19 protein-coding genes and 1 pseudogene are annotated in these 25760 nt (G+C 67.8%); 6 read left to right on the top strand and 14 right to left on the bottom strand.

What is annotated here, in order from left to right; all coding sequences use genetic code 11:
• Positions 1-25: 25 nt before the first annotated feature.
• From ACMVO5_RS03255 to ACMVO5_RS03230, 6 genes and pseudogenes are all read right to left on the bottom strand, one after another.
• Positions 26-343, bottom strand: a pseudogene (locus tag ACMVO5_RS03255) (IS630 family transposase); the annotation flags it as partial.
• 419 nt (positions 344-762) lie between these two features.
• Complete coding sequence (locus ACMVO5_RS03250; protein WP_416908645.1) at positions 763-4428, bottom strand: hypothetical protein; 3666 nt, start codon at positions 4426-4428, stop codon at positions 763-765.
• A gap of 74 nt (positions 4429-4502) precedes the next feature.
• Positions 4503-5153: a 2-hydroxychromene-2-carboxylate isomerase gene (locus ACMVO5_RS03245; protein WP_416908644.1), complete on the bottom strand. Its 651-nt coding sequence runs from the start codon at positions 5151-5153 to the stop codon at positions 4503-4505.
• Positions 5154-5157: 4 nt separating this feature from the next.
• Positions 5158-6069, bottom strand: coding sequence for a haloalkane dehalogenase (locus ACMVO5_RS03240; protein ID WP_416908643.1), 912 nt, complete (start codon positions 6067-6069; stop codon positions 5158-5160).
• The gene (locus ACMVO5_RS03235; RefSeq protein ID WP_416908642.1) at positions 6066-6686 is read right to left on the bottom strand and encodes a TetR/AcrR family transcriptional regulator; all 621 of its coding nucleotides are present in this window, start codon (positions 6684-6686) and stop codon (positions 6066-6068) included. The genes ACMVO5_RS03240 and ACMVO5_RS03235 overlap by 4 nt, the downstream gene beginning before the upstream one ends.
• Before the next feature lie 28 nt (positions 6687-6714).
• A complete protein-coding gene (locus ACMVO5_RS03230) occupies positions 6715-7089 on the bottom strand; it encodes a DUF4345 family protein (protein WP_416908641.1) in 375 nt (124 codons plus the stop codon).
• 235 nt (positions 7090-7324) lie between these two features.
• Between ACMVO5_RS03230 and ACMVO5_RS03225 the strand changes: the two genes are divergently transcribed.
• The gene (locus ACMVO5_RS03225; protein ID WP_416908640.1) at positions 7325-8263 is read left to right on the top strand and encodes an NAD(P)H-dependent flavin oxidoreductase; all 939 of its coding nucleotides are present in this window, start codon (positions 7325-7327) and stop codon (positions 8261-8263) included.
• A 12-nt stretch (positions 8264-8275) separates the two neighbouring features.
• Here ACMVO5_RS03225 and ACMVO5_RS03220 read toward each other — a convergent pair whose 3' ends face one another.
• The 4 genes from ACMVO5_RS03220 to ACMVO5_RS03205 form a co-directional block, all read right to left on the bottom strand.
• Positions 8276-8968: a hypothetical protein gene (locus tag ACMVO5_RS03220; protein WP_416908639.1), complete on the bottom strand. Its 693-nt coding sequence runs from the start codon at positions 8966-8968 to the stop codon at positions 8276-8278.
• Positions 8969-9039: 71 nt separating this feature from the next.
• Positions 9040-10845, bottom strand: a complete 1806-nt coding sequence (locus ACMVO5_RS03215; protein WP_416908638.1) for an SLC13 family permease — start codon at positions 10843-10845, stop codon at positions 9040-9042.
• Between the two features lie 74 nt (positions 10846-10919).
• Complete coding sequence (locus ACMVO5_RS03210) at positions 10920-12482, bottom strand: alpha/beta fold hydrolase (RefSeq protein WP_416908637.1); 1563 nt, start codon at positions 12480-12482, stop codon at positions 10920-10922.
• Entirely contained in the window at positions 12482-14908 is a 2427-nt protein-coding gene (locus ACMVO5_RS03205; protein ID WP_416908636.1) for a TonB-dependent receptor, read from the bottom strand. The genes ACMVO5_RS03210 and ACMVO5_RS03205 overlap by 1 nt, the downstream gene beginning before the upstream one ends.
• Before the next feature lie 217 nt (positions 14909-15125).
• Here ACMVO5_RS03205 and ACMVO5_RS03200 point away from each other — a divergent pair, with 217 nt between their 5' ends.
• Positions 15126-15992 (top strand): LytTR family DNA-binding domain-containing protein, encoded by an 867-nt coding sequence (locus ACMVO5_RS03200; protein WP_416908635.1) that lies wholly within the window; start codon positions 15126-15128, stop codon positions 15990-15992.
• A gap of 69 nt (positions 15993-16061) precedes the next feature.
• On the top strand, positions 16062-17477 hold the full coding sequence (locus ACMVO5_RS03195; RefSeq protein ID WP_416908634.1) for a flavin monoamine oxidase family protein: 1416 nt from the start codon (positions 16062-16064) through the stop codon (positions 17475-17477).
• A 3-nt stretch (positions 17478-17480) separates the two neighbouring features.
• Here ACMVO5_RS03195 and ACMVO5_RS03190 read toward each other — a convergent pair whose 3' ends face one another.
• The 4 genes from ACMVO5_RS03190 to ACMVO5_RS03175 form a co-directional block, all read right to left on the bottom strand.
• Complete coding sequence (locus ACMVO5_RS03190) at positions 17481-17780, bottom strand: hypothetical protein (RefSeq protein ID WP_416908633.1); 300 nt, start codon at positions 17778-17780, stop codon at positions 17481-17483.
• A 9-nt stretch (positions 17781-17789) separates the two neighbouring features.
• Positions 17790-18755 (bottom strand): sodium-dependent bicarbonate transport family permease, encoded by a 966-nt coding sequence (locus ACMVO5_RS03185; protein WP_416908632.1) that lies wholly within the window; start codon positions 18753-18755, stop codon positions 17790-17792.
• A gap of 85 nt (positions 18756-18840) precedes the next feature.
• Positions 18841-20655 carry a patatin-like phospholipase family protein gene (locus tag ACMVO5_RS03180; RefSeq protein WP_416908631.1) on the bottom strand — a complete coding sequence of 605 codons (1815 nt, stop codon included), beginning with the start codon at positions 20653-20655 and terminating at the stop codon, positions 18841-18843.
• A gap of 34 nt (positions 20656-20689) precedes the next feature.
• Positions 20690-21673, bottom strand: a complete 984-nt coding sequence (locus ACMVO5_RS03175) for a 1-phosphofructokinase family hexose kinase (RefSeq protein WP_416908630.1) — start codon at positions 21671-21673, stop codon at positions 20690-20692.
• Positions 21674-21771: 98 nt separating this feature from the next.
• Here ACMVO5_RS03175 and ACMVO5_RS03170 point away from each other — a divergent pair, with 98 nt between their 5' ends.
• Genes ACMVO5_RS03170 through ACMVO5_RS03160 form a run of 3 tightly spaced genes read left to right on the top strand, consistent with a single transcriptional unit; the run spans position 21772 to position 25741 of the window.
• Positions 21772-23277 (top strand): thymidine phosphorylase family protein, encoded by a 1506-nt coding sequence (locus ACMVO5_RS03170; protein WP_416908629.1) that lies wholly within the window; start codon positions 21772-21774, stop codon positions 23275-23277.
• Positions 23274-24167 carry a ribose-phosphate diphosphokinase gene (prs, locus tag ACMVO5_RS03165; protein WP_416908628.1) on the top strand — a complete coding sequence of 298 codons (894 nt, stop codon included), beginning with the start codon at positions 23274-23276 and terminating at the stop codon, positions 24165-24167. Before ACMVO5_RS03170 ends, prs begins: the two co-directional genes overlap by 4 nt.
• Entirely contained in the window at positions 24164-25741 is a 1578-nt protein-coding gene (locus tag ACMVO5_RS03160) for an MBL fold metallo-hydrolase (RefSeq protein ID WP_416908627.1), read from the top strand. Before prs ends, ACMVO5_RS03160 begins: the two co-directional genes overlap by 4 nt.
• The last annotated feature ends 19 nt before the right edge of the window (positions 25742-25760 follow it).

The following is a 25760-nucleotide window of genomic DNA, read 5'->3' as shown; positions in this document are numbered from 1 at the left end:
AACTGATAGCAACTCTCACTGACATTCATCCATGAGCCCATTGGCGCAGTCCGATGGACATGACGCGCCAAGGCTGATCCGTGAGGCAGTTCCATGCGAAGCAGCAATGGTCGAGGATGTCTTCTATCTCGGCAAGGTGCAGCGTCATGCCTTCGGTGTTGCAGCGCGGCAGCACCAGCGCTGCGCCTTTGCCCTCAGCCGGACAGATGGCGCCCTAGATACAGGCCGACGTGGTACGTTGGTCCTCGGGCGCCGACGGCCGTGTCCCGCGCCTGGCCCAGCGGCGGGTGATGCCATTCTTCTGGCCGACCCGGGCCTCGTCCTGCCGTTCGACCGGCTTCCCGTCACCGGGGTCGAAGAAGATGAGAACGGTGCGTCGCCTGGCGTGCAGGCTCGTGGCGTTGAGCATCGTCCACATCACCGGGTCTTCGAGATATTCGCGCGCGATCAGCACCCACATGTCGATGTCGTGTTCGCGCATCAGCGCCGGCACCAGCGTGTCGAGGCGCTCCTTCAGCCATTTGTCTTCGAGCTCGGCGCGGGCGCGCAGCGGCAGGATGGCGGGCATGGCCGGGCTCATCGAGGCTTCGCCCTGATCGGCGGGCGGCAGGGGGGCGGCGGCCAGCGCGGGGATGGCTGTGTTCAGCAGCGCCAGAGCGGCAAGACAGGTCCGGAACATGCGTTTTTCTCCCTTGTCGCGGGGGTGGTGGGTCATCGTTGATGAGCATGGCGGCAGAATCAACCGGAAGATGGAGCGCTTGTTCAATTGGCCGGGGCGAGGTCTGATCTGAGGATGATCTGGCTGGGGGCGGTGTTGAAATCGAACAGTGAGGGGCGCTGGATGCGGACCGGGCGGCTGGGCTGGGCGGCGCTGAGGAAGGTGACGCCGCGGAACGTGCCGCGCCGGACGTCTTCGCTGAGCTCGGGCAGGCGGTCGACGGCATAGCTGAGCCATTCATCGAGGCGGATTTCACCGTCGCGGTTCTGGTCGGAGGCGCCGCCTTCGTCGGTCAGGCCTTCGGCGGCCAGCGCATAGGTGAGCAGGCCTTGGCGCAGGCGGGAATCTTCGAGCGCCACGTCATCGGCCTGGGCGGCGGCGAGGATGCGGATGCCCTTGTCAAAGGCCAGCTGGCCGAGGCTGCTGTCGCCCATCGGGCCGGGCTTGAAGTCGCCGCTGTCGACGCTGGCGGCCGAATGACAGGCATCGATGATGAGGCTGATTTCGCCCGCCTGGACCCGTTCGAGGAGAGCGGTGAGGTCTTGCGTGGAGATCACGCTGTCCGGCTCCGGCGCGGCCCTCGCCGGCTCCCACCGGGCATCGCTGGGGATGAGGAAGAAGGCGCCGCGCGGCTCTGCCCAGCCGTGTCCGGCGTAGGAGATGATGACGATGTCATCGGGGGTGGCGACGTTGAGCGCTGCGGCGTCGATGCCGAGGCGCTGCAGTTGGCGCAGGGTCTTGGTGCGGCCCTTTTCGGTGACCAGCAGGGCGAGGGTGTCGAGGATCAATTGGCGGGTGATGGCGGGCGGTCTGCCGTCCGGCGCGCGCGCGCCGATCGTGATTTGATGCGTGTCATGGCCGGCGATCTCGCCCAGTCGGCTGGCGAGCAGGGTCGCATCATTGCCGGCGAAGCTGAGCGGGCTGAATTGCGGGCTGGTGTAATGATCGATGCCGATGTTGATGACGAAGGCGCGGCGATTGCGCGGCGTTGCCGGCGGGCGCGCATAGGTGAGGCTGGCGGTCTCGCTCTTGATGCGGTCCTCGTTAAAGGCATAGGCGGAGAAGGTGAGGCGCTCGGTCCCCTGCCCTGTCGGGAGCGGCACGCGGAAGGCGAACTCCTGTGCGCTGGCGACGAGGCGCTGCGACTGTTCGGGCGCGGCGGCGACGAGCTTGTTGTTGAGGAACAGGCGCGGGCTGCGGATGCCCGAGCGGGTCTTGCCGTTGGCGGCCTTGAGATCGACCCCTTCGGTGACGCGGACGCTGACCAAGGCTTCGCCGGCATCGCGGCCGGGGGTGATGCTGGTGATTTCGACTTCGGGCAGCACCCGGTTGAGGCTGGCGATGGGCCCGAGCGGGGCGAAGGCATTGGCGCAGCTTTGTGCGGCCCGGCATTCGAGCAGCTTCCGGTAGAGGCCGGGCTCGTAGTAATCACGCATGAAGGTTTGTGCGGCGAGGCTTTGCCAGGGCGCATCGGGCACGACCCAGCGGATGAGGTTGGTGTCCGGCCCGAGGTTGGTGTCGTAGCGGCCGTCGGGGGTGACAGCGAAGAAGCGGTTGTCGGGGAAGGTGTAGAGGGTGAGCAGGCGCTCTCCGGTTTCGGCGTCCCAGACATGGACGGCGCCGTCTTCCGAGGCGCCCCAGAGCAGCTGGCCCTGCTCGACGAGGCCGGCGCGGATGATCGGGAGCGCGCTCATGTTCCTGGCGAGGATCTCGCCGGTTTGCGTGTTGATCAGCTCGCGGGTGTCGAGGCCGAAGGCGCGGTTCTGGCCGAGGGCGAGGAGGCGGCGGGACGCAAATTCGGGTGTCGGGCCGAGGCGGCCGCCGGAGACGCTGTGGCCGGTCTTGACGATCTGGCTCTGGTGATGGGCGAGAAATTCGCGCTCGATGGTATATTGGACCGTGAGCTGGCTGGTAAGGGGGAGGGTGTAGAGGCGGCCGTCTTGCGGGGCCTGATAGGGGGACTTGGTGAAGATGATCCTGTCGCCTTCCGGCGTGAACTGCAGGTCGAAGATGCCGCCGGCCTCGCCCGGTCCGCTCAGATGCACGATGGTCGCGCCGGCTTCATCGGCGATGGTGACGCCCTCGATGCCCGGATAGCCTTCATCGAGCGTTTCGGCGAAGCTGATGAGCTTTCGCCCTTGCGCGGGCTGTCCGGCGCTGTCGAGCGTGTAGAGCCAGACCGCGTCGGTGCGGGTTGGCGCGGGGGTGCCGAGCATCTCTTCGAGGCCGATGTCGCTGGGCGGCTTGTCTCGCACGGCCACCGCAAGGCGGGTGCGGTCGGGCGAGAGGCGGATGGCGGTGATTTCCTGGCCTGCCGGGAAGGCGGGCTGGGCCAGAGGTTGCCAGCGGGCTTCGGCGGTCGCGGTCGGCGCGGCGACGGCGGACAGGCGGGCGGCGAAGGCTTGCGGCAGGACCAGCGTCACGTCGCTGTCCATCTCCAGCGGGATTTCGCTGCCGCCGGGGCAGAAGGGCTGGCGGAACAGGGACATGCGGCTGCCTCGGTAACAGTCTGCGAGGCTGAAGATGCCGAGGAAGCCGCCGTCTTCGTCGGTTGGCGTGAGGCCGGCATAGGGCGAAATGCCGGGGCAGGTTCCGGCGCGGGCACAGTCCCGGTCGATGATGAGGGTTGGCGGGAAGCCCTGCATGGCGTCGTCGGTGTCATCGGTGGCCCTGTAGCCCTCGCTGATCAGCGCATAGCGCGCGGCGCCGAGCCACTTGACCTGATGATAGGCGCGAAATGCACTGAAGCTGGGCCATGAGCGGCCTGCGGCGAGCTCAAGGACTTCGACCCGGGCTTCGGTGTCGTTGCGCAGCCCTTCGACCCGGACCAGCTGGCGGCCATCCGGACTGAGGTCGGCATCGAGGAAATAGCTTTTGGGGCTGCCGGTGAGCGCGGTGATGACCTCGCCGCCGCCGGGGCCGGCGATGAGATTGACGCCGTAGCGGCATTTTTCGAGCGAGGTGCAGGTCGACCCTTCGAATTGCAGATTGTCGTCGCGGCGGTTGAAATCGCCGCGCTTGCCGTCGTCGTGATTATGTTCGAGGCGGATCGTGCCTTGCGGTGCTGGGGGTAGCTTCTGCAGCGGCGTTTCGGGCGGAGCAGCGTAGGTGAAGCTCTGGCTTATGTCTCTGCCATTCGGGTCGACGCGTGCTGTCACGGCAAAGCTGCGGCGGGCGATATCTGGTGGGATGTCTGTGGGGCCGGCCGAGATCAGGGCGAGCGAGGCGAGATCATAGGTGTAGGCATACCAGCTGGCGGCCTTGGCGATGCCCTCGCAGCCGCGGGTCTGCATCGAGGACAGGGAGAATGGCCGGCCGAGGTCTTGGGAGGTGCGGGCGGCGACATGCTGGTCTTCGAGATCGAGTGCGTAGGCGATGCTCAGCTGGCCGGTGCGCGCGTCGATCTCCATGGTGCGGAGCTTGATGCAGGCGGCGAGGCCGAGATCGGCCCAGTCCACCGGCAGCCGGGCGGTGTTGAGGATATTGGCGGACGCGGTATCCCAGACGACGAGGGAGCCGTCCTGCGCGAGGGTGACGAGATTGCGGCCCTGATTGGCCCAGACGGCGGCTTCGACCTTGGCCTGATGGCCGACCTGGACGACAATTCTGGGGGCGGTCTGATCATTGCCGGGCGCGGCGCTGGCGGCGGCCGTGAGGCACAGTGCTGCCAGCGCCGGTGTCAGAAACCAGGGGGCCGCCCGCGTGATCATCGCCTGTCGTTCCTTCCGGTCGCAAGGCTATTCCCGATTGCCCGACATGGGAAGGCGCGTCCGGGGAGCTGCATTCAGCGCGGGCGCAGGCCTTTTTGCTGGAGGCGCCAGACGAGCTGGTCGAAACGGTCCTGACCGAAGAAGGGTTCGCCGTCATGGACCATGAGGGGGACGCCGTAATGGCCGCCCTTGCGCTGGTCTGACTGGTTGGTTTCTACGCTCGCGATGTAATGGGCTTCGTTGGCGGCGACAGCGGCATCGAGATCGGCGAGGTCGAGGCCGGCGCGGGCGGCTGCCTTGGCGAGATGGTCGCCTTCGTGCCAATTGTCGGTCTGGCCGTTCCAGATGAGGCTGCTGACTTCGCGGATGAAGGCGAGGCCGTGGCCACGCTCGGCGGCGGCGACGCCCAGATGGCTGAGGCGGTGGATATGGGGCTGTTCGCGGGGGTATTGGCCGGTGTTGGGGTCGCGATAGACGGGATCGGGGTTTGGCCAGCGGAACGGCAGGCCGAGATAGTCGGCGGTGCGGTAACAGTCCTTGAGCAGATAATGGACCCAGAGCGGGTCGGCGTTGGCGAAGAAATCGGCCTGTCGGACAGCGATGGGGTAGACGATGCGGACGTTGCACTGGACATCATGGGCTTCGACGAGCGCGGCGATGCGCGGGGTGACGAGATAGGAATAGGGCGAGCGGAACGACCAGAAGAGATCGAAGGCGAGGCTCATGGCTTTAGCCTTTCGTGGCGGCGATGAAGTCGATGAGAAGCTGGGTCAGGGTTTCGGGCGCGTCTTCCTGCAGGAAATGGCCGCCGTTCTGGATGATGGTATGGGGCTGGCCTTTCGCGCCGGGGATGCGCTCGATGATGGGCTTTTCACCGCCCGAGGTGACGGGGTCCTTGTCTGAGAAGCAGGTGAGGACGGGCTTTTCAAAGCGGGACAGCACCTCCCAGGCGGCCTTGTTTTCGGCGACGCTGGCGTGCTCAGGGGTGATGGGGACGAGCGTGGGGAATTGGCGGGCGCCTTCCTTGGAGCTTTCATCGGGGAATGGCGCATCATAGGCGGCGATTTCAGAGGGAGAGAGATCGCGCACCGTGCCACCGTTGACGATAACGCCGACAGGAAATTGAGGGACTTCCTGGCTGAACTTCAACCAGGCGTTGAAGCCCTCGGAGAAGCCGGTGCCGATGGGCAGGCCGGTGTTGGCGATAACGAGGCGGGCGAAACGCTCAGGGAAGGTGGCTGCGAGGCGCAGGCCGATGAGGCCGCCCCAATCCTGACAGAAGAGGGTGATGCCGCTGAGATCATTGGCGAGGAGCCAGTCGGACATCCAGGCGACGTGGCGCTCATAGGTGTAATCGGCGCGCGCGGCCGGCTTGTCGGACTTGCCGAAGCCGATGAGATCGGGGGCTATGGCGCGGTGGCCGGCGGCCGCAAGGGGCGCCATGAACTTGCGGTAGAGATAGCTCCAGCTCGGCTCGCCGTGCATGAGGAGGACGGGGGCGGCGTCTGCGGGCCCTTGCTCGATATGGTGGATGCGAAGCGGTGTGGCGGACGCAGCGTCGGTGATTTCGGTATAGTGGGGGGCGAACTCATAGCCTTCGAGATTGCTGAAGGCGGTGTCGGGGGTGCGCAGGATCTTCATGCGTCAGGCTCCTTTGGGGCAGCGAGGATGAGGGCGACGAGGTGGGTGATGGTGGCGCGTGCGGCGTCGGGCGAGAGCCTTTGATGATCGCGCAGGCGCTGCCAGCTGTCGAGGCTGAGGGTGAGATCGAGCGCTTCAAAGGCGGCCGCGTCGGCAGCGCGGGCGGCCGGCAGCAGCGACTGGAGGCGGGCGCGCAGCGCGGCCTGGCTCGCGGCGTGGCTGGCTTGCAGCACCTTTGAGCGATGACGGTGGACATCGCCGGCGCGTTTCAAGGGCAGGAGTTTTTCATAGGCCGTGAGGCGGCGGTCGATGAGTTCGGCGAGTTGGCCCTGCCAGTCCGGACTTTTGAAGGGGGCGGCCATGGCTTCGAAGCGACGGGCGACTTCGGCGGTCAATTCGATGTAGAGCGCGTCCATGTCCCGGAAATGGTGGAAGACGGTGCGCAGGCCGACGCCGGCGCGCGCGGCGATCTGCTCGGCGGTGGGGCTGATGACCCCCTCCCCCACCAGCGCCAGCATGGCCTTGACGATGCGGCCGCGGCTTGTGGCGGCGCGGCGCGTGCGGCCATCAAGCTGGGGGCTATCGGCGCCGGGCGGAGCAACGGAACCAGCAAACATGGGCGTTATCCGGGGCGGGCGGCGCGCTTCATGCGCGAAAGGCCCGGCGGGCGGTGAGGAGAATGGCGATCATCACCGCTTCGGCGATCATCGGCGGGAAGGCGGTGTCGGGCGCGCCATCTAGGGCGAGGCTGAGGCTGCGGCCGGTGAGCGCGATCGCCAGCATGGCGAGCGGCACGGCGAGCGGGCGCGGATCGGCGCGCCAGGCCCCGAGCAGGGCGAAGCTGGCGGCGGTGATGAAGAAGCCGGGCATGTCGGCGCGCAGCGTGGCCAGGCCCTGGGTGCCCTGGGGCGCGAGGAAAAAGGCTTCGGCGGGGGCCGCCGGCGCGATGAGGAAGGCGAGGCCGATGGCGAGGTTGAACAGGCCGAGCAGGCCGACCGTTATTCGCATGATCTGGCGCATGGCGACTCCTCTTTTGAGGGTTTGAGGCTGGCAGCTTTCCTGGACCTTGGCAAGTTTTTGCATTGATAATGCCAAAACATGGCCCATGCGGACGAGTTCCGGGACGGCTGCCGCTGGAGGCGGCGTTTGTGCGGGATTCAGCCCGGCGATTTGAGGGGGTGATTAAGGTCGGGCGTGATGGGATGATGGTCAGTCTGCCGGCGGGTGGCAGCGACATGATCAGGAAGGATCTTTTGTGAGCAACCGATTTCTGGCGCACTGCGGGGCGCGGCTGCCGATCGTGCAGGCACCGATGGGGTGGATCGCGCGCAGCCAACTGGCGTCTGCGGTATGCGCGGCGGGCGGGCTGGGGATCATCGAGACCAGCTCGGGCGAGACGGCGAATTGCCAGGCCGAGATCTTGCGGATGCGCGAGCTGACGACGGCACCGTTCGGGGTGAATTTGCCGATCATGTTTTTGAAGGATGACGCGATGCTGCGCTTCATCACGGAGAGCGGGGTGACGTTTGTGACGACCTCGGCGGGCAGCCCGGCGAAGTTTCTGGCGCCGCTGAAGGCAGCGGGGATTGTGGTTTATCATGCCGTACCGACCGTGGAGGCGGCGCGCAAGGCGGTGGAGGCGGGCGTCGACGGGCTGGTGGTCGAAGGGGCGGAGGGCGGCGGCTTCAAGAACCCCGAGGAGGTGTCAACGCTGGTGCTGCTGCAGGCAATCCGGCGCATCACCGATGTGCCGCTGGTGGCGGCTGGCGGGATTGCCGATGGCAAGGGCATGGCGGCGGCCTTTGCGCTGGGTGCCGAAGGCGTGCAGATGGGCACGCGCTTTGTCTCGGCTGCCGAAAGCCCGGTGCATGACAATTACAAGGCAGCGATCGTGGCGGCGCGCGAGACCGGCACCTATGTGCTGAACAAGCGGGCCTCGCCGTGCATCCGGGCGCTGAAGACCGAGCGGACCAAGGCCATCCATGAGGCCGGGCTGATGCCGCCGGATACGTTTTCGCGGATATTGGAATTGTATTTTGGCGGTGACATGGAAGCGGCCGTCGGGCTGGCGGGGCAGACAGCGGGGCTGATTGACGAGGTGAAGCCGGTGCGCGCGATCATCGAGGAGACGGTGGCGGAATTTCATGCGATTTCGGCGCAGATGGGGGCGCTGGCGGCAAACCGCAGTTTCTGAAGGTATTGCGGCTCAGAAGGGCTTGACCGCGCCGAAGAAGGCGGTGGTGAGGATGAGCACCCAATAGAGATAGGCGAGGCTTCGCGCCGTGGTCATGGAGCGGGCGAGCTTGCCTTCAGCCTCTGCATTGGGGCCGGCTTCGAGCAGCGGGAAGAGGCGCTGCCATTCGTGCATGACGAGACGCAGCACGACGCCGATGATGAGGGCGAGGCCGTAGGTGAGCATCTTGGCGGCATACCATTTCTCGCCCCCGCCGCCGGCCAGCGGCCCCTGCCCCATCAGGCTGGCGCCGGCGACGATGATGAGCGTGGGGATGAGCAGATAGCGCGTCCAGTCTTCAAGATCGGAGAGCGGCTTGAAGCGCGGGGTGCCGCGCGCGGCAAAGGCCGCCCAGGTGAGCCACATCCAGCCCGCCCAGACGCCCCACATCGCCCAGAGCCAGCCGCCGCCCAGCGGCTGCACGCCCCAGAGATAGCCCATGTGGAGGCCGAGCGGCAGCAGCGAGATGATGCCGGTGCGGGCCATGATGTCGATGTGGTAGGCGGTGTCCATGTGGCGGCGGCGCTCGGCCATGGGCAGGCGCGGGTCGATGACCTTGTAGCTGGTCTGGAAGACGCCCCATTCGCCGCCCAGCCAATAGACCATGGCGATGATGTGCAGCCAGCGCAGGATGCTGAGTTGGTTGGCGTCGAGAAATTCGCTCATGCCTGATCCTTTCGTTGGGCCGGGGATGGCATGAAAGGCGGCAGCCCGGCTTGACCGGGATCAAGTGCGGATCAGAAAAGCAGCCAGATGGCGATGCTGGCGGTGGTGCCGACGACGAGGTTCATGGGCACGCCGATGCGCAGGAAATCGGCGAAGCGGTAATCGGCGGCGGCATAGACGAGCGTGTTGGTCTGATAGCCGATGGGGGTGGCGAAGCTGGCAGACGCAGCGAACATGACGGCGACGATGAGCGGGCGGGGATCGATGCCGAGTTGCTGGGCGAGGCCGATGGCGATGGGGGTGAGGAGGACGGCCACCGCATTGTTGGTGACGATTTCGGTGAGCACCGAGGTGAGCAGATAGACGGCGAAGATGAGCAGCAGCAGCGGTGCCTTGACCAGAAGGGGCGCCACCAGACCCACGATGAGATCGATGCTGCCGGCCTGTTGCAGGCCCATGCCGATGCCGAGCATGGCGTAGATGAGGACGAGCAGGCTGCCGTCGATCGAGTCCCAGGCCTCACCCGGATCGACGGTGCGGGTGATGAGCAGCAAGGCAACCGCGAGGATGGCCAGCCCCTCGATGGGCATCAGGCCCATGGCGGCGCCGATGACGGTGCCAAGGAGCGCGATGATGGCGATGGGCGCGCGCGAACGGCGGAAGGGGGTGGCGTCGGCCTGGGTCATGCCGGTGAGGTGGACGTTCTCGCGCAATATCTCGGCTTCGGGCGGGGCGGCGGCGATGAGCAGCGTATCGGAGGCGCGCAGCCGGGCCGAGCGAAGATCCGGACCGGGCACATGCCAGCCACGGCCGATGCCGAGCACGCGGATGTTGAGCCGCGAGAGCATGGGGATTTCATACAGAGCGCGGCCGAGATTGGGATGGGTGGGGCCGACGACGGCTTCATAGATGGTGATGTCGGCCGGGCGGCGCTTGGTGGAGAGATCGACGCCGCCAGCCAGCCCCTGCATGCCGACCTCGAAGCTGGTGCCGGCGGCATAGGCGGCGAGCTCATGGGGGGAGGCGGAGATGACCAGACGGTCCTGAGCCAGAAGCCGCATGTCGGCGAGATCCTTGCGGAAGATCTGGCCGTCGCGCTTGAGGCCGAGCACCTTGGCGCGGTCGGGCTTGAGGGCGCCGATATCACCGATGCGGCGGCCGATCATCTCCGAGCGCGGCAGGACCAGCAGCTCGGAGAGGCAGACGCGGGCCTTGTCTTCTTCCGGAGAGGTGTCGGGTCTGTCGGGGAGCAGGCGCGGGCCGAGGAGGAGCAGAAGGGCGGTGCCGGCGAGCGCGGCGACAACGCCGACGCCGGTGATCTCGAAGATGCCGAAGGCGCGCTGGCCAAGGCTGCGGGCGACGCCGTCGACGAGCAGGTTGGTCGAGGTGCCAACGAGCGTGAGGGTGCCGCCCATGATGGCGAGATAGGAGAGCGGGATGAGCAGGCGGGTGGCGGCGATGCCGACGACGCGCGACAGGCGCTGGACGACCGGGATCAGCACCATGACCACAGGGGTGTTGTTGACCACCGCGGCGGTGAAGAGGGCGCCGCCAAAGACTTCGGTGAGCACGCGCTTGGGCTGCTTGTCGGCGCGGCGCAGCAGCACGGCCATGACCGCCTCGATGACCCCGGTGCGGACCAGCGCGCCCGAAAGGATGAACAGCGCGGCGATGGCGACGGGGGCGGCGTTGGACAAGACGCTGCGCACATCATCTACGGTGACGAAGCCAGCCAGCAGGACGAGGGCGAGGCCGGCGACGCCGACGACGACGGGGGGGAAACGCTCGGAGATGAAGGCGGCGAACAGGCCGACGAGCAGCACCAGCCCGGTGGCGGCGCTATATTCGGCGATGAAGCTGGTGACGGTTTCGATCATGCCTCTCCAGCAGGGTGGCGGCGACCTGCCCCCTGCCCTGCCTGCCCCTGAGTATCGCCAAAGCAGCGACCGCGCTACTGGGCTGTGGAGTCTTTCGGGGCGAGGCTGCCGTCGGGGCGACTTTCGAGTATCGTGACGACATTGAAACGCTTGCGCAATTCGCCGAGCCGCGTCGGCAGGCTTGCGGGCGGATGGCGGGTTTCGGTGAACAGGGCGACGGCGCGCAGCCGGCCGCCGTCATCAAGGCCGAAGGTGGTGCGCAGCCGTGTGTCAGGACCGGTCAGGTCATGGTGGATGCGGTAGGAGGGCGGGCCGTCCGCGCTGGTGCGGGCGGTGAGGATGGCGGCGCTGGGGCTGACGGGGCGGAGGATGAGCGACTGGCCCGGCGCAAGCGGGGTGAGGCTGACCGCCCCGCTGGCGTCGAGCATCTGGCCGGTGGCGCGGCGCTGGACCTCGATGCTTTCGCCTTTGCCAAGCGGGCGGCCGGCGAGCGCCTCGGCCGTCGGCGAGGCGGGGTAGAAGCGGTGTTCGGTCTCCTCAAAGCGGGTGCCGTTCAGGCGGACCTCGGTGAGGCTCGCATAGGGCGGGGATTTGGCCGTGCCATCAGGCGCGATATAGATGTTTTCGCCTTCCCACAGGCCAGCGCTGGCCTGCCAGAAGGGCAGCGCCTCAAGGCTGGCGGCGGTGGCGAGTGGCGGCGGGACGAGCTGGTGATCCTGCGCGCCGGAGACGAAGGCGGCGATGTCGGCGGCGAGACGGTCGGGGGTCTCGACTTGGGGATAATGACCGGCGTCTTCATATTTTTCAATGCGGTGAGGTGCATTCTTGAGCCAGTGAGCGAAGGCTTCGGCTTCGAGATGTGAAAGCGTGATGCTCTTCTTGCCCCAGAGAATGAGGGTGGGGGCGCGGACCTGGGCGAGGACGGACTGGGGGTCGCCAGTGCTGAAGGTCTGCATGAACAGCCGGGCTTCGCGGCGCTGGCCCTCGCGGCGGTTGAGATCATGGACCTGGGTGATGAATTCGGGGGTGAGCCGGGCCGGGTCGGCGAAGTTTTCGGTGAGGCTTTTCGCCCAGAAGGCGCGGCTGCCGGGCGCGGGATCATCGGGGCTGCGGGGGCGCTGGCGCAGCGGGTCGGTGGCGGCGGTGCGCGGCAGGCCGGCGGCGTTGACGAGGATGAGGCGGGCGATGCGGTCTGGGTGGGTGGCGGCGAGGCGGAAGGCGACGATGCCGCCTGATGAGGTGCCGACGAGATGGACGCGGGGGATTTCGAGGGCATCGAGCAGGCCGAGCGTCAGAGGCTCGAAGGCGCGGATGTCGAAGGCCGTGTCGGGGGCCGGGCCGGAGAGGCCGAGGGTAGGGAAATCGAGCCGGATGACGCGGTGGGTGGCCGCGAGGCGGCGGGCGACGGCCTGCCATGAGGAGAGGCCCATATAGGAGGCGTTGAGCAGGACAATGGGCGGGGCTGTGCTGTCTTTGGGGCCTTCATCGACATAATGGAGGCGCACCCCGTTCACCATCATGTCGCGCGAGCCGGGCTCGGCATAGGCGGTGCGCAGGGCGTCGAGCGAGAGGCTTTGCGAAAGGGCTGGCGCTGCTGCTATGAGCAGCAGCGCCAGCAGGGGGAAGAGGCGGGACATCAGAAGTTGACGCGGGCGGCGACCCCGACTTCGCGCCGGTCCTGCGGCTGGACGACGGCACCCTGGCGATTGAAGAAATTGGGAATGAGCGAGAAATCGAGCAGGCGGCGGCCGGTGCGCCAGCCGCCCTGATCGAGGCAATTGTCGCAATAGACTTCGAGCGTGAGGCTATCCTGCTTCACGAAGCTGAGGCGGCCGTTCAAGAGCACATAATCGGCGATATAGGCGAGGTTGGTCTCGTCGGTGTAGGTCTTGCCCTGATAGAGCAGGTCGGCGAGCAGGCGGACATCCCAATCGGCGCTGAGGGGCTGGGTGATGGTGGTGCCGGCGGTGGCCATGAACTCGGGTGAGCGCGGCAGGCGGTTGCCATCGGCCTTGTAGAGATCGCCGACGATGCCGAACAGCGAATTGAGGCCCGAGTTGCTGAAATCGCGGTAGCGGGCGTCGATATAGCCGAGCGTGCCGCGCACCTGCACGGCGTCGGAGGGCTGGGCGGTGGCCTCAAGCTCGATGCCGCGGATGCGCGAGGAGCCGGCGACGACGGGGAAGAGGAAGCGGGTGCCGCCGGCGTCGGTGGTGATGTTGACATTGGCCTGGGAGAGCATGTTCGACCAGTTCATCGAGTAGGCGGCGAGCGCGATGGTGGCGCGGCCCCCATCAAAGCTGCGCTTCAGGCCGACTTCCCAGCTCTTGAGCAGCTGGGCATCGACCTGATCCTGCACATCGGGCGCGAGGGCGGTGACCTGCTCGCGCTCAGTCTCGGAGAGTGTGGCGAGGATGGCGTTGCTGTCACCGGGCAGGGCGCCGACCGAATAGCTGGCGTAGAGAGTGGTGTTGTTGTCGGGGCGCGCGGTGAGGATGATGCGCGGCAGAAAGTTGTTGTAAGTCTGGGTGGGGAGCTGCGTTGTGGTGAGGCCGAAGACGCCCCCGCGCGGTGTGACCTTGTCGATCTGGTAGCGGCCCTCGGCGGACAGCATCAGCCAGTCGGTGATGTCATATTCGGCCGAACCGAAGAAGCCGAGCGTGTTGATGGAATTGCCGGCGATATTGCCGCGACCGACATCGCGGTTGCCGAACAGGCTGGTGAAGACGCCGATGCCGCCGTCGATGGTGCCATCCTGCGTCTGGTCATAATAGCTGACGCCGCCGAGCAGGCGCAGCTTGCCGAAATCGCCCGAGAGCCGGCCTTCGAGCGTGTAGCTGCGCAGGCGGAGGAAGCTCTTGAGCGCCCAGCCAAAGGCGTCGGTATAGTCTCCGTCGCGGATCTGGGTGGTCTTGCGGCTGTTGTAGCCGCCGAGCAGCGCGAGGTTGATGGTGTCGGAAAGCTCGAAATCAGCGGTGAGCGAGTAGATGCGCCAGTCGGAGCGGAGGCCGAAGCGGTCGAGATCCGGCGTGCCGGTGTCGGGCACGCCGAGGCTGTTGCCGAGGATGACATCGGCGAGATCGAGCGCGGGCAGCGTGGGTGTGGCGGGCACGGTGTAGAATTCGGTGTTGCTGGTGACCGGCACGATCGGCACGGGACCGCGCTGATAGGGCTGGCGCAGCGTGGTGGCGAAGGCCGGGTTGCGCTGGGTCTTGACCGTGATGGGGGTGCCGATGGGGAGGTTGCCGACCTGACCATAGGGGACATAGGTGGCTGACGCCGCGCCGTCATCATCCCAGCCGAAGGTGGCGCGGGCCTTGATGCGGATGGTTTCGGTGGGTTTGAACATGACCGTGGCGTTGAGCATGTCAGTGCGCTCGGCGCCGAGTTCGCCGCCGTCCGTGGCGGTGAACATGGCCCCCTTGTTGACGCGCGAGCCGCTGATGCGGGCGGTGATGCCGGGCGCGATGCCGCCTTCGATGGCGGCGGAGAGATTGTAGCTGTCGAAATTGGGGCTGTATTCGCCGGCGAACTGGCCGCCCAGATCTTCGGACGGATCACGGGTGATGAGATTGACGGCGCCGCCGAAGGTGCCGCGGCCGAAATAGGCGGCCTGCGGGCCCTTGATGATCTCGATGCGCTCGATGTCACCAAAGCCGACCGACTGGGCGCCGCCGAGCACGAGCACACCGTCGACGAGGAAGGCGCCGGTCTGGTTGGAGGGGGTGGAGATGTTGACGTCCATGCCGCGGAAGCGGACCGCGCTGTTGTAGCGGCCGGGCTGGGAATTGCCGAGATTCTGGAAATTGAGGCCCGGTGTGCGCTCGGAAATCTGCTGGAGATTGTCGATGCCGGCCTGGGCAATGGTCTCCTTGGTGAAGGCCTGGATGGAGACGGGGATGTCGATGAGGCGCTCGTCGCGCTTGCGGGCGGTGACGATGATCTCGGCCGCCGACGTGGCCCCTTCGGCGCTGGCGACGGTCTGGGCCGATGTCTGGGTGGCGGCGGCGAGTGTGGCGGCGCTGGCGAGCCAGCCGAGGCGATGGATATTGCGGCGCGTCATGATCTTATCCCCCGGTATGGCCGCCTTTTGGGTGGGGCGGCGCTGCTTGTCGATTCGGCGGCCGGTGCTGTGGCAGCGCCGCCTCGCCGCATTGTTTTCAGCATTGTGACAGCACCCTCCACTGGACTTTCACGGGTTGACCTGTTTTCATTCATGAATGGCATCCACGCCCGGTCCTTTTTTCGCCAGTGCCGCTGACGAAGCGCGAAATGCAGCTTTGGCTGCGGCGGCGCCGCATGAGGAGGCGGAGGCGCTGGCGCGGCGCAATGGGCGGTTGCTGTGGCTGATCTTCTGGCTGGCGCTGCCGCTGTTCATTGGGCTGCTGCTGGGCTGGTCGCAGGCGGGCAGCGCCAAGCAGCTCGGCCGTTTTGATGCACTGCTGTTCGTGCTGTCGGGGGTGCTGCCGAGCTGGTGGCTTTATGGGCTGATCGGCGGCGCGCTGAAACGGCTCTGGCCGGCGCTGGCCCGCCCTGCCCTGCTGCTGCTGGCGCCGACGATGTCCTCCTTCCTGCTGGAGCCGCTCTATATCGGGCGCAAGATGCTGTTCGGCTTGCCGCATGGCAACATGCGCTATGAGCAATTTGGCGAGCCGTTGGCGACGATATTGCCGTTTCTTCAGGGCAACCTTTTGGGAATCATCAACTTTCCTGTGATGGGCCTGTTCTTTTTCCTGATGTTTCGTTTCGATGTCTTGTGCTGGCCGGGGTCGGCGCGGGTCGCGGCACCGGCTTCGGACATGGGCGCAGCGCGGCTGCCTGCGATGGCGGACACGGGGGTTTTCGGGCGGTTGCCGGCGCGGATCGGGCGCGATGTGCAGGTGCTGGTGGCGGCCGAACATTATCTCAGGGTGGTGACGGCGGCGGGTGAGGCGATGGTGCTTTATCGGCTGGGCGATGCCATTCGCGACATGGCGGCCGCCGGCATCGACGGGGTGCAGGTGCATCGCAGCTACTGGATTGCGACTGCGGCGATTGCCGGGCACCGGCGCGAGGGCAGCCGGCTGACGCTGGAAACGCCGGGCGGGCTATCGGTTCCGGTCAGCCGCTCCTACCGGCAGGCGCTGAAGGCCAGAACCGGGCTCTGATTTGCCAAAATCGATGGGCTGGGGCAGCGTCGGGGACATTGGTTTTCCCGCGATGAAAGGGGTTTTGTGATGCTTTCCCGTCGGTTTTTTCTGGGGGCTGCGGCGGCTTTTGCCACGCCGCTCAGGGCGCAGGCGCGCCGGACGGACTTTGACCTGATCGTGATCGGGGCTGGCCTTTCGGGGCTGAATGCGGCGCTGACGGCCGAGGCGCAGGGTGCGCGGGTGCTGGTGCTGGAGGCGCGCGAGCGGATTGGCGGGCGCATGTTCACGCTCGACAATGTGCCGGGGCGGCCCGAGGCAGGGGCCAATACCTTCGCCGATGGCTATGGTGCGGCGCTGAGCGCGGCCGCCGCGGCGGGGGTGGAGATGGAGGATATCACGCCGATGTTGCGGCGCAGCCCGCCGCAGCTGCTGGTGGTGAACGGCCAGACGATCAGCCGGGAGGCCTGGCCGACGCATCCGGACAATCCGTTGCCGCCGGCGTTTCGGCAATATTTTCCCTATGAGGCGGGGCTGCGGGCGGTGGCCGATCATCCGATGGTGGCGAACCTGGAAGCCTGGATCGACCCGGCCGACCCGACGCCCGATGGCTCGGTGGCGCAGTGGCTGGCGGGCAAGGGCTTTTCAGACGCCGCGATCCGGCTCGCTTGGGATACCTCGCCGGCCTATGGCAATTCGGCCGCCGAAGCGTCGATCCTGCACATCGGCTTCATTCAGGGCTGGCTGGCGCGGCAGCGGACCATGGGCAGCAGCCAATATGCGGTGAAGGGCGGCAACCAGCGGCTGCCGGAAGGGCTGTCGGCGAGGCTTTCAGAGCCGGTGCAGCTGGGTGAGCCGGTTTTGGCAGTGAACCAGACGGCGGGCGGGGTGACGGTGCGCACGGCGCGCGGGCGGACACTGAGCGCTGAGCGGGTGATCGTATCGGCGCCGCTGCCGGCGCTGAGGGGGATTGCCTTTGATCCGCCGCTGCCGCCGGCCAAGGCGGCGGCTGTGGCAACGCTTGGCTATCAGGCGATCTCGATCGTGTTCGTGACCGCGCGGAGACCCTTCTGGCTGGAGGACGGCGAGAGCCCCGGCATGTGGACCAATGGAGACGCGGGCTGGGTGTTGGCGGCGCCCTTTGGCGAGGACCCGAAGCAGCCGATCAATGGCTTTGCCGTGCATGGGCGCGGCGCGCTGGCGCGGCGCTGGCGGGCGATGGGGGCGGACGGCGCGATGGCGAGCACGGTGGCGGCGATCGAGGCGCTGCGGCCGGCGGCGCGCGGGCTGCTGACAGCGCATCACTATCAGGCCTGGATGGAAGACCCCTATGCGGGCGGGGCCTGGGCCATTCATGCACCGGGGCAGCCGCGCACGCTCGGCCCGGAGCTGGCGACGCCCTTTGGCCGGCTGTTCTTTGCCGGCGAGCATTGCTCGCCCGATCAGCGCGGCATGGAGGCGGCGGCGAGCAGCGGGGTGTTGAGCGCGATCGCGGCGCTGGGCTGAGCTTCAGCCGGAGAGGCGCGCTGCCGGCGTGGCGACGAGCTGGAGCCCGTGGCTGGCGATGAAGGGCGACAGCGCCGTCAGCAGCCGCTCGGCGTCGGGCTCGGCGATGGTGGCGACAAACAGCTGCTTGGCGGTGGTGCCGGTGACTTCATCACGGCGCCAGCGGCCTTCGGCGGCAAGCCCGCCCAGCGTGCTGATCAGCATGTAGCGCTCGATGCCGGCGGCTTCGGCAAGCGCGGTGATGCGCGGCACCAGCGGCCCGTCGAGCAGGATTTCGATGCGGATTTGGGAGAAGGTGAGCATGAAAGCTCCTCAGGCCAGGGCCAGCGCGAGGCTGGTGTAGAGCGCGATGCCGATGATGATATTGAACGGAAAGGTGATGCCAAGGCTCATTGTGAGATAGCGGCCGGGATCGGCGGCCGGAAGCGCGAGGCGCATGGCGGCGGGCACGGCGATGTAGGAGGCCGAGGCGGCAAGGATGCCGAACTCCGCTGCTGTGCCCGGCGCGAAGCCGAGAGCTGTGGCGATGCTCACGCCGATGGCCCCCTGGACGAGTGGCAGCGCCACGCCAAGCGCCGCCAGCGCGGGGGTGAGCAGACGGGCGTCGATGAGGCGGCGGGCGGCGACCAGCCCCATGTCGAGAAGGAACAGGCAGAGCGCGCCCTTGAACAGCCCGTCGAACAGCGGCGCGATGGGCTTGAAGCCGGCATCGCCGATGATCATGCCGATGACGAAGCTGCCGGCCAGCAGAACCACCGAGCCATTGACCAGCACTTCGCGCAGCAGATCAGAGAGCGGCGAGCCGGGGCTTTCAGGGCCGCGCGCGCGGTTGGCGAGCAGCAGCGCCGAGACGATGGCAGGCGTTTCCATGAGCGCGACGACCGCGACCATATAGCCGGCCGGCGCGAGGCCGCGGCCGATCAGGATATCATGGCCGGTGACGAAGGTGACGACGCTGACCGAGCCATAATGGCCGGCGATGGCGGCGGCGTTGACGATATCCTGCCGGCCGATGCGGCGCAGCGCCAGAAAAGCGGGAAAGGGCAGCAGCGCCGACAGGCCCAGCCCCAGAGCCGCGGCTGTGGCCACGGCCGAGCCGAGCCCGACATGAGCCACCTCGACCCCGCCGCGCAGGCCGATGGACATCATCAGGAAGATGGACAGGCCCTTGGCCACGGCATCGGGGACCGCCAGATCGGAGCGGGCAAAGGCGGCGAGCGCGCCCAGCAGGAAGAACAATACGGCCGGGTTGCCCAGCGCCGCGAGCGATTGGTCCATGAAACAGGCCCCGAGAAAGCAAGAGCGCGGCGGATAGGGCAAGCTGCGCCTGGAGACAAGCCGGGGCCTGTCTGTCTGGCCGGTTCTAGCTTGCCGGTGCCTTCATGGCAGCGAGGTCGGCGCGGGTGGCGACGGCGTGAGTGGTGAAGCGGTGAGCGGCTTCGGCGGCTTCGCGGCCGAGGTGCCAGTCGAGGAGCTGCATGCCCTGAGGGAGGGGCGGGATGAGCAGGGCATCGGCCTGTGCCAGCGCATGTTCGACCGCGGCTTCGCTGGCGACGATCATCGAGCGGGACATGATCTCGATGAGACTGGGGAACGGGATGTCGGGCTTGCGGCGGAGCAGCAGGTCGCGGGCGAGCTGGCCGGGGGTGCGGACGTCGCTGTTGCGCGCCGCGATGCGCCAGGGCGCGCCGGGATCGGGCGCCAGCGCGACGACGACATTGGGGCCGGCCTTGGCGGCGCGCATCACCTCGACGGGGAGATTGTCGAGCAGGCCGCCGTCGACAAGGACATCGCCTTCAGCGGTGATGAAGGGCGGCAGGATGGCGGGCAAGGCGCCGGACGCGCGCACCGCCTCCCAGACGGGGCCGCGGCGATGGACATGGACCTGATTGGTGGAGAGGTTGGTGGAGACGGCAAGGAAGTTGAACGGCAGGTCGGCGAGGTCCTTCTCGCCGTAGCGCGCGCGCAGCTGGGCGTCGAACACGCGCGGATCGAGGAAGGAATGGACGGGCACGGTCATCCGCTTCATCGCCCGGTTGGTGACGAACATCTCGTGCATCTGGCCGAGCGTGTCTTCAGCCGAGAGCCCGCTGGCAAGTGCGGCGCCCATGGCAGCGCCGGCGCTGGCGCCGCCGTAGAAATCGATGGGGATGTCGTTTTCAACAAGGGCCTGCATGACGCCGAGATGGGCACAGCCCTGCGCGCCGCCGCCCGCCAGCACGACGCCATTGGCGCGGCCGGCCATGAAGCGGGCGATGCGCTGGACGCCGGCTTCGTCATCAAGGGCGAGGTGATGATGCAGCTTGACCGGGCGGCGGGCGAGCCAGCGGGCCGCGCCGGCGATGGGCTGGCGGCTGTCGGCGCGCCAGAGGATGAGCGCGCGGTTTTCGGGCAGGAAGAGCCCGATGGCATGGTCTTCGAGGGCAGAGCAGGCGATGATGTCGTCGGCGGGGGCGCCGCCCTTTGGGTGAAGGGGCGCGGTGAGCAGCAGGTCATCGGCATTGCGGGCGATGGCGCGGTTCCAGCCATCATGATGGCCAGCGCACATGATGATCCGATCGGCGCTGGCTTCGAGGTCGGCGATCCAGTTGCCGAACGCCTGATTTTCCAGATCCATACCGTGCGGTATCTCATGCTCTCTGACAAGGCGGGTGCGGTCGTGGCGAGCAAGCGCCGAGGCCAGCCGCTCGACGAGGCCCGGCGGGAGCGCGGTGCCGGCGGCGGGCAGCATGGCGATGACGCGGCCGGGCTTTGCCGCCATCGCGCCCCCCTCCCCGAGCGCGCGGGTGGTGCGGGCGAGCCGGCGGGCGACATCGGCGAGAATGCCGTCGGCGATATCGCGGTGGGCGGCCGAGACCTGTTCATAGGCGCTGCGGCTGAGCGCGAAGACGGTGCTGTCGCGCATGGCGCGGACATCCGCGGTGCGGGTGCCGCCGGAGAAGAAGGCGAGCTCGCCAATGGGCTCGCCGGCCTCGATCTCGGCGATGACCGGGCCGCCGGTGCGCTGGACATAGAAGCGGCCGGTGGCGACGAGATAGAGGGTGTCCGCCGGCTCGCCTTCATGGACGAGATAATCGCCGCCCTTGACGCCTTGCAGCGTGGCGGCCTGGCGCAGCGCGGTGCGTGCCGCTGCGCTCAACCGCGCGAATGTCGCGACCTGGGCAAAATCCTGAGCCATGGCCTCCCCGCGCTGCATTTTTGTTTTTCAAGGGTTAGGTGATGGCCGCGAACATGGGAAGCGGCATTTTTGCGAGCCTCAGGGCAGCGCGGAGAGGCCGAGGGTGGCGGCCAGACGCGCGACATCGGCGCGGTGGCAGAGGTCTGTGCCCGGGGTGAGGATGGCGGCGGTGCCGGCGGCGAGGCCGAGGCGCAGGGCCTGGTCGCTGGGCCAGCCATGGGCGAGGCCGAGAAGTCATGGCGGCGACGAAACTGTCCCCGGCGCCGACCGCGCTTTTTGGGCTCACCGGGATGGCCGGCAGGCGGAGGCTGTGCCCGGCTTCGACGAGCAGCGCGCCTGCGTCGCCCATGCTGACGGCGACCGACTGGGCGCAGCCCTTATCGACGATGGCGCGGGCGGCTGCGAGGATGTCGGCGTCGGTTTCGAGCGGGTGGCCGGCGACCTGCGCCAGCTCGGCGAGATTGGGCTTGACCAGACGAATGCCGCCGGCGGCGAGTGCGGCCATGAGCGGGGGACCTGATGTGTCAAGCACCACGGCGATCTGACGGGCGCGGGCGGCCTTGATGATGGCGGCGTAGAAATCATCGGGGAGACCGCGCGGCAGCGAGCCGCTGAGGACCAGCCAGTCGGCTTCAAGGGCGGCGACCTCGGCCAGAACGTCCTCCGCTTCGGCGGCGCTGACCAGCGGGCCTTCGGGGACAAAGCGATATTCATGGCCGGTGCTGTGCTCGGTGATGTTGAGGCTGATGCGTGTGTCACCGGCGATGTCGAGGGCGCGGTGCTGGTGCCCGGCGCGGTCGAGCAGGCCTTGGAGTACCGGGCCGGTGATGCCGCCGGCCAGATAAAGCGCCTCGCAGCCCGCACCGAGGCGGGTCAGCACTTGGGCGACGTTGAGGCCGCCGCCGCCCGGCGCGTGGCGCAGGCTGGTGGTGCGCAGCTTGGCGGTGTGGATGACGGCTTCGGTCTCGCCCGAGGCGTCGATGGCCGGATTGAGGGTGAGCGTGGCGATGCGCGGCACGGGGGGTTCCTGATGGGACGCCCGAGTGTTTCATCCGCCCTTCGGCTTGGCAAGCGGGCTAGGGACAAAGGCTTGGGGCGGCGCGCGGTTATGGTGCTATGCTGCCGCCCGAGCTCATGTTTCGAATCCGCGCCATCGCCATTGATACCGCGCCCGAGAATATGGCGTTTTTGCCGCGTGGCGGCGGCGATTATGGGGCCGAGCGGTTTCTGGCGCTGCGCAAGATTGAGATCAGCCGGGGCGACGCCAGCATTCAGGCGACGCTGGCTGTGCTGGATGACCCGTCCCTGCTGGAGCCGGGGGAGATCGGGCTGGGGGCGCAGGCCTTTCGCCGGCTCGGGCTGGCCGAAGGCAGCGAGGTGGCGGTGGCGCAGGCGCAGCCGCCGGCCAGCCTTGACATGGTGCGCCGCAAGATTGGCGGGGAGACGCTGGCGGCGGGCGAGATCGCGTCGATCATCAATGATATTTCGCGCCATCTCTATTCGCCGATGGAGATTGCGGCCTTTCTGGTGGCCTGTGCCGGCTTCATGAGCACGGCCGAGACGCTTGCGCTGACCCGCGCCATGGCCGAGGTGGGCGCGCGGCTGTGCTGGGAGCAGCCGCTGGTGGTGGACAAGCATTGCATCGGCGGCATTCCGGGCAACCGTACCTCGATGATCGTGGTGCCGATCGTGGCGGCGCACGGCCTGTTCATTCCCAAGACCTCGTCGCGGGCGATCACCTCGCCTTCGGGGACGGCGGACACGATGGAGGTTCTGGCCAATGTCGACCTCTCGCTGGCGCGGATGAACGAGATTGTGGCGCGCGAGAAGGCGGTGCTGGCCTGGGGCGGGCGGGTCAACCTGTCACCGGCGGATGACATATTGATTTCGGTCGAGCGGCCGCTGCGCATCGACACGCCCGACCAGATGGTGGCCTCGATCCTGTCGAAGAAGCTGGCCGCAGGCGTGACGCATCTGGTGCTCGATTTCCCGATGGGGCCGACGGCCAAGGTGCGCAGCAGCAGCGAGGCAGTGCGGCTGCGCAAGCTGTTTGAGCATGTGGCGGGCAGCCTTGGGCTGGTGATCGATGTGGTGATGAGCGATGGCAGTCAGCCTGTGGGGCGCGGGATTGGCCCGGTGCTGGAGGCGCGCGACGTGATGGCGGTGCTGCGCGGCGAGGCGGATGCGCCGGCAGATCTGCGCGACCATGCGCTGCTGCTGGCTGGCCATGTGCTCGATTTTGATCCGGAGCTGCGCGGCGGCCAGGGCCGGGCGCGGGCGGCCGAGCTGCTCGCTTCAGGCGCGGCGCTGGCGGCGATGGAGCGGCTGATGGCGGCGCAGGGACCGCCGCCCGCGGTGGCGACGCTGGGGGCGCTGCATCATGAAGTGTGCGCGCCGCGCGCCGGGCGGGTGAGCGCCATTGATTGCCACCGGATTGCGCGCATTGCCCGGCTGGCCGGCGCGCCGATGGACAAGGGGGCGGGCATCGACCTGTTTTGCAAGGTGGGCGATGTGGTGACGGCCGGGGCGCCGCTTTACCGGATTCATGCCGTGCATGACACGGGCCTCAGCTATGCCCGGGCGATGGCTGATGATGCCAGCGGCTACCGGGTGATGGCATGAGCGCGGTGTTGCACTATTTTCCGGATGGCGAAGGGCCGGGCCGCGCGCTGGCGGACGCGCTGGGGATTGCGGCGCGGCCCATTGCGCTGCGGCATTTTCCCGAGGGCGAGAGCCTGGTGCGGGTGATGGAGCCGGGCCGGCAGGCGCTGGTCTTTCGCACCCTGGATGACCCGAATGTGAAGCTGGTGGAGCTGTTTCTGGCGGCTTCGGCGCTGCGCGATGGCGGCGCGGCGGAGGTGATTCTGGTCGCGCCCTATCTGGGTTATATGCGGCAGGACAAGGCCTTTGCGCCCGGCGAGGCGGTGTCGCAGAAGGTGGTGGGCGCGCTGCTGGCCGACGCGTTCGATGCGCTGGTGACGGTGGACCCGCATCTGCATCGCACGCCGCGGCTTGATCTGGTGGTGCCGGGGTGCCGGGCGGTGAATGTGTCGGGCGCGGGGGTGTTGGCCGGAGCGCTGGCATCGCTGGTGACGCCCGATATGCTGCTGGTGGGGCCGGACGCCGAATCGCGGCCCTGGGCGGCGGCGATTGCCGGGCCGCTGGGGCTGGAGATGCTGGTGGGCGAGAAGGTGCGGCACGGCGACCGCGAGGTGACGCTGGAGATTGAAGGCGCCGCGCGCGCGGCCGGGCGGCCGGTGGTGCTGGTGGATGACATGATTTCGAGCGGGGGCACGCTGATTGCCTGCGCTGATGTGTTGCGCCGGGCGGGGGCGGGGCCGGTGATGGCGGCGGTGACGCATTGCCTGTCAGGGCCGGCGGACCTGGCGCGGCTGGCGGCGGCGGGGATTGCGCCGCTGCTGGCGACCGACAGCGTGGCCGGGCCGGGCGCGCGGATTTCACTGGCGCCGGCGCTGGCGGCTGCCTTGACTCAGGAAAGACTGGCGCCATGAACGCACCGACGATCGGATTTCATGGGGCGGCGGGCACGGTGACCGGCTCGTGCATGGAGATCCGCTTTGGTGGGCGGCGGATTCTGGTGGATTGCGGGCTGTTTCAGGGGCCGCGCACGATCGAGGCGCTGAACTTTGGCCCCCTGCCCTTCAAGCCGGCCGAGATTGACGCGATCATTCTGACCCATGCGCATATCGACCATAGCGGGCTGGTGCCGCGGCTTGTGGCGGAGGGCTTTGCCGGGCGGGTGCATGCCACCCATGCGACGCGCGACCTGCTGCGTCACATGTGGCCGGATTCGGGGCGGATCCATGAGCATGAGGCCGAGCGGCGCAACCGGCGGCCCGACCGCGCCGACGAGCCGCCGGTCGAGCCCATTTATACCGAGGCGGATGCAGTGGCGGCGCTGGATGCGCTGCACCCGCGCGCGCTAGGCGAGTGGTTCGAGCCCGCGCCCGGTTTTCGGGTGCGGCTGTGGAACGCCGGGCATATCCTGGGCTCGGCCTCGGTGGAGTTGGAGGTGGGTGGGGTGCGGCTGCTGGCGTCGGGCGATCTGGGGCCGGAGCACAAGAGCTTTCACCCCGACCCGCAGGCGCCGCACAGGCTTGACCATGTGATTTGCGAGAGCACCTACGGCGACCGGGACCGGGCCGATATCGACAAGGCGGGGCGGCGGCGGTTGCTGGAGGCAGAGATCAAGGCGGCGCTGGGGCGCGGCGGCAATCTGCTGATCCCGGTGTTTGCGCTGGAGCGCACGCAGGAGCTGTTGCTCGATATCGCCACGCTGATTGCCGAGCGGCGGATCGACAAGCCCTATGTGTTCATCGATTCGCCGCTGGCGAGCCGGGCGACCGAGATTTTTGCACAGCACGCGGACGAGCTCGAAGATGTGAGCGGCGGCGAGATCTTCGACAATCCGGCCTTTCATTATGTCGCGAGCGTGGCCGAATCGATGCGGCTCAACAAGGTGAAGGGGGCGATCATCATGGCCGCCTCGGGCATGTGCGAAGGCGGGCGGATCAGGCATCATCTGCGCCATCATCTGGGCAGCCGCCAGTCGACGGTGCTGTTTGTGGGCTATCAGGCCGGTGGCACGCTGGGGCGGACGATTCTGGAAGGCGCGAAGCGGGTGCGGATTTCGGGGCGGGACGTGGTGGTCAGGGCCGAGATCCGCCGACTCGACTGTTATTCGGCGCATGCCGACAAGGCGTCGCTGCTCGACTGGATCAAGGGGCGCGCGCCGATTGCGGGCAGCCTGTTCCTGAGCCACGGCGAGGCGGCGGGGCGCGCGGCGCTGAAGGCGGCGGCCGAAGAGCGGCATCTGGCAAGCCATGTGCTGCTGCCGCTGATCGGCGAGGCTTATGCCCTGCCGGCGGGCGCGCCGGCCAGGCGGCTGCAGACCGGGCGCGAGGACATTCTGGCGGCGCTTGAGGGGGATTGGCAGAATGACTATGCCGATTTTGCCACCGCCCTGAAGGCGCGGCTGCGGGCGATTGACGATGCAGCAGCGCGGCGCGAGGCGCTGGCGCGGATGAGCGCCATATTGGAAAGCTACAAGCGGGCCAGACACTGAGGACCGGGATGTTGAGGTG

The sequence above is a fragment of the Polymorphobacter sp. genome, from assembly GCF_048007885.1.
In the GTDB taxonomy this organism is placed as follows: domain Bacteria; phylum Pseudomonadota; class Alphaproteobacteria; order Sphingomonadales; family Sphingomonadaceae; genus Sandarakinorhabdus.
Note: the sequence above shows the minus strand (reverse complement) of the source record. Positions and strands in the feature narration are given on the sequence as shown.

Excerpts from the sequence above, each read along its gene's own strand:
- ACMVO5_RS03195 (WP_416908634.1), top strand. The coding sequence starts at position 16,062 with ATGCTTTCCCGTCGGTTTTTTCTGGGGGCTGCGGCGGCTTTTGCCACG.
- ACMVO5_RS03160 (WP_416908627.1), top strand. The coding sequence starts at position 24,164 with ATGAACGCACCGACGATCGGATTTCATGGGGCGGCGGGCACGGTGACC.
- ACMVO5_RS03230 (WP_416908641.1), bottom strand. The coding sequence starts at position 7,089 with ATGCGCCAGATCATGCGAATAACGGTCGGCCTGCTCGGCCTGTTCAAC.
- ACMVO5_RS03215 (WP_416908638.1), bottom strand. The coding sequence starts at position 10,845 with ATGATCGAAACCGTCACCAGCTTCATCGCCGAATATAGCGCCGCCACC.
- ACMVO5_RS03190 (WP_416908633.1), bottom strand. The coding sequence starts at position 17,780 with ATGCTCACCTTCTCCCAAATCCGCATCGAAATCCTGCTCGACGGGCCG.
- ACMVO5_RS03180 (WP_416908631.1), bottom strand. The coding sequence starts at position 20,655 with ATGGCTCAGGATTTTGCCCAGGTCGCGACATTCGCGCGGTTGAGCGCA.
- ACMVO5_RS03220 (WP_416908639.1), bottom strand. The coding sequence starts at position 8,968 with ATGAGCGAATTTCTCGACGCCAACCAACTCAGCATCCTGCGCTGGCTG.
- ACMVO5_RS03250 (WP_416908645.1), bottom strand. The coding sequence starts at position 4,428 with ATGATCACGCGGGCGGCCCCCTGGTTTCTGACACCGGCGCTGGCAGCA.
- ACMVO5_RS03235 (WP_416908642.1), bottom strand. The coding sequence starts at position 6,686 with ATGTTTGCTGGTTCCGTTGCTCCGCCCGGCGCCGATAGCCCCCAGCTT.
- ACMVO5_RS03240 (WP_416908643.1), bottom strand. The coding sequence starts at position 6,069 with ATGAAGATCCTGCGCACCCCCGACACCGCCTTCAGCAATCTCGAAGGC.
- ACMVO5_RS03245 (WP_416908644.1), bottom strand. The coding sequence starts at position 5,153 with ATGAGCCTCGCCTTCGATCTCTTCTGGTCGTTCCGCTCGCCCTATTCC.
- ACMVO5_RS03210 (WP_416908637.1), bottom strand. The coding sequence starts at position 12,482 with ATGTCCCGCCTCTTCCCCCTGCTGGCGCTGCTGCTCATAGCAGCAGCG.
- ACMVO5_RS03185 (WP_416908632.1), bottom strand. The coding sequence starts at position 18,755 with ATGGACCAATCGCTCGCGGCGCTGGGCAACCCGGCCGTATTGTTCTTC.
- ACMVO5_RS03170 (WP_416908629.1), top strand. The coding sequence starts at position 21,772 with ATGCTGCCGCCCGAGCTCATGTTTCGAATCCGCGCCATCGCCATTGAT.
- ACMVO5_RS03205 (WP_416908636.1), bottom strand. The coding sequence starts at position 14,908 with ATGACGCGCCGCAATATCCATCGCCTCGGCTGGCTCGCCAGCGCCGCC.
- prs (WP_416908628.1), top strand. The coding sequence starts at position 23,274 with ATGAGCGCGGTGTTGCACTATTTTCCGGATGGCGAAGGGCCGGGCCGC.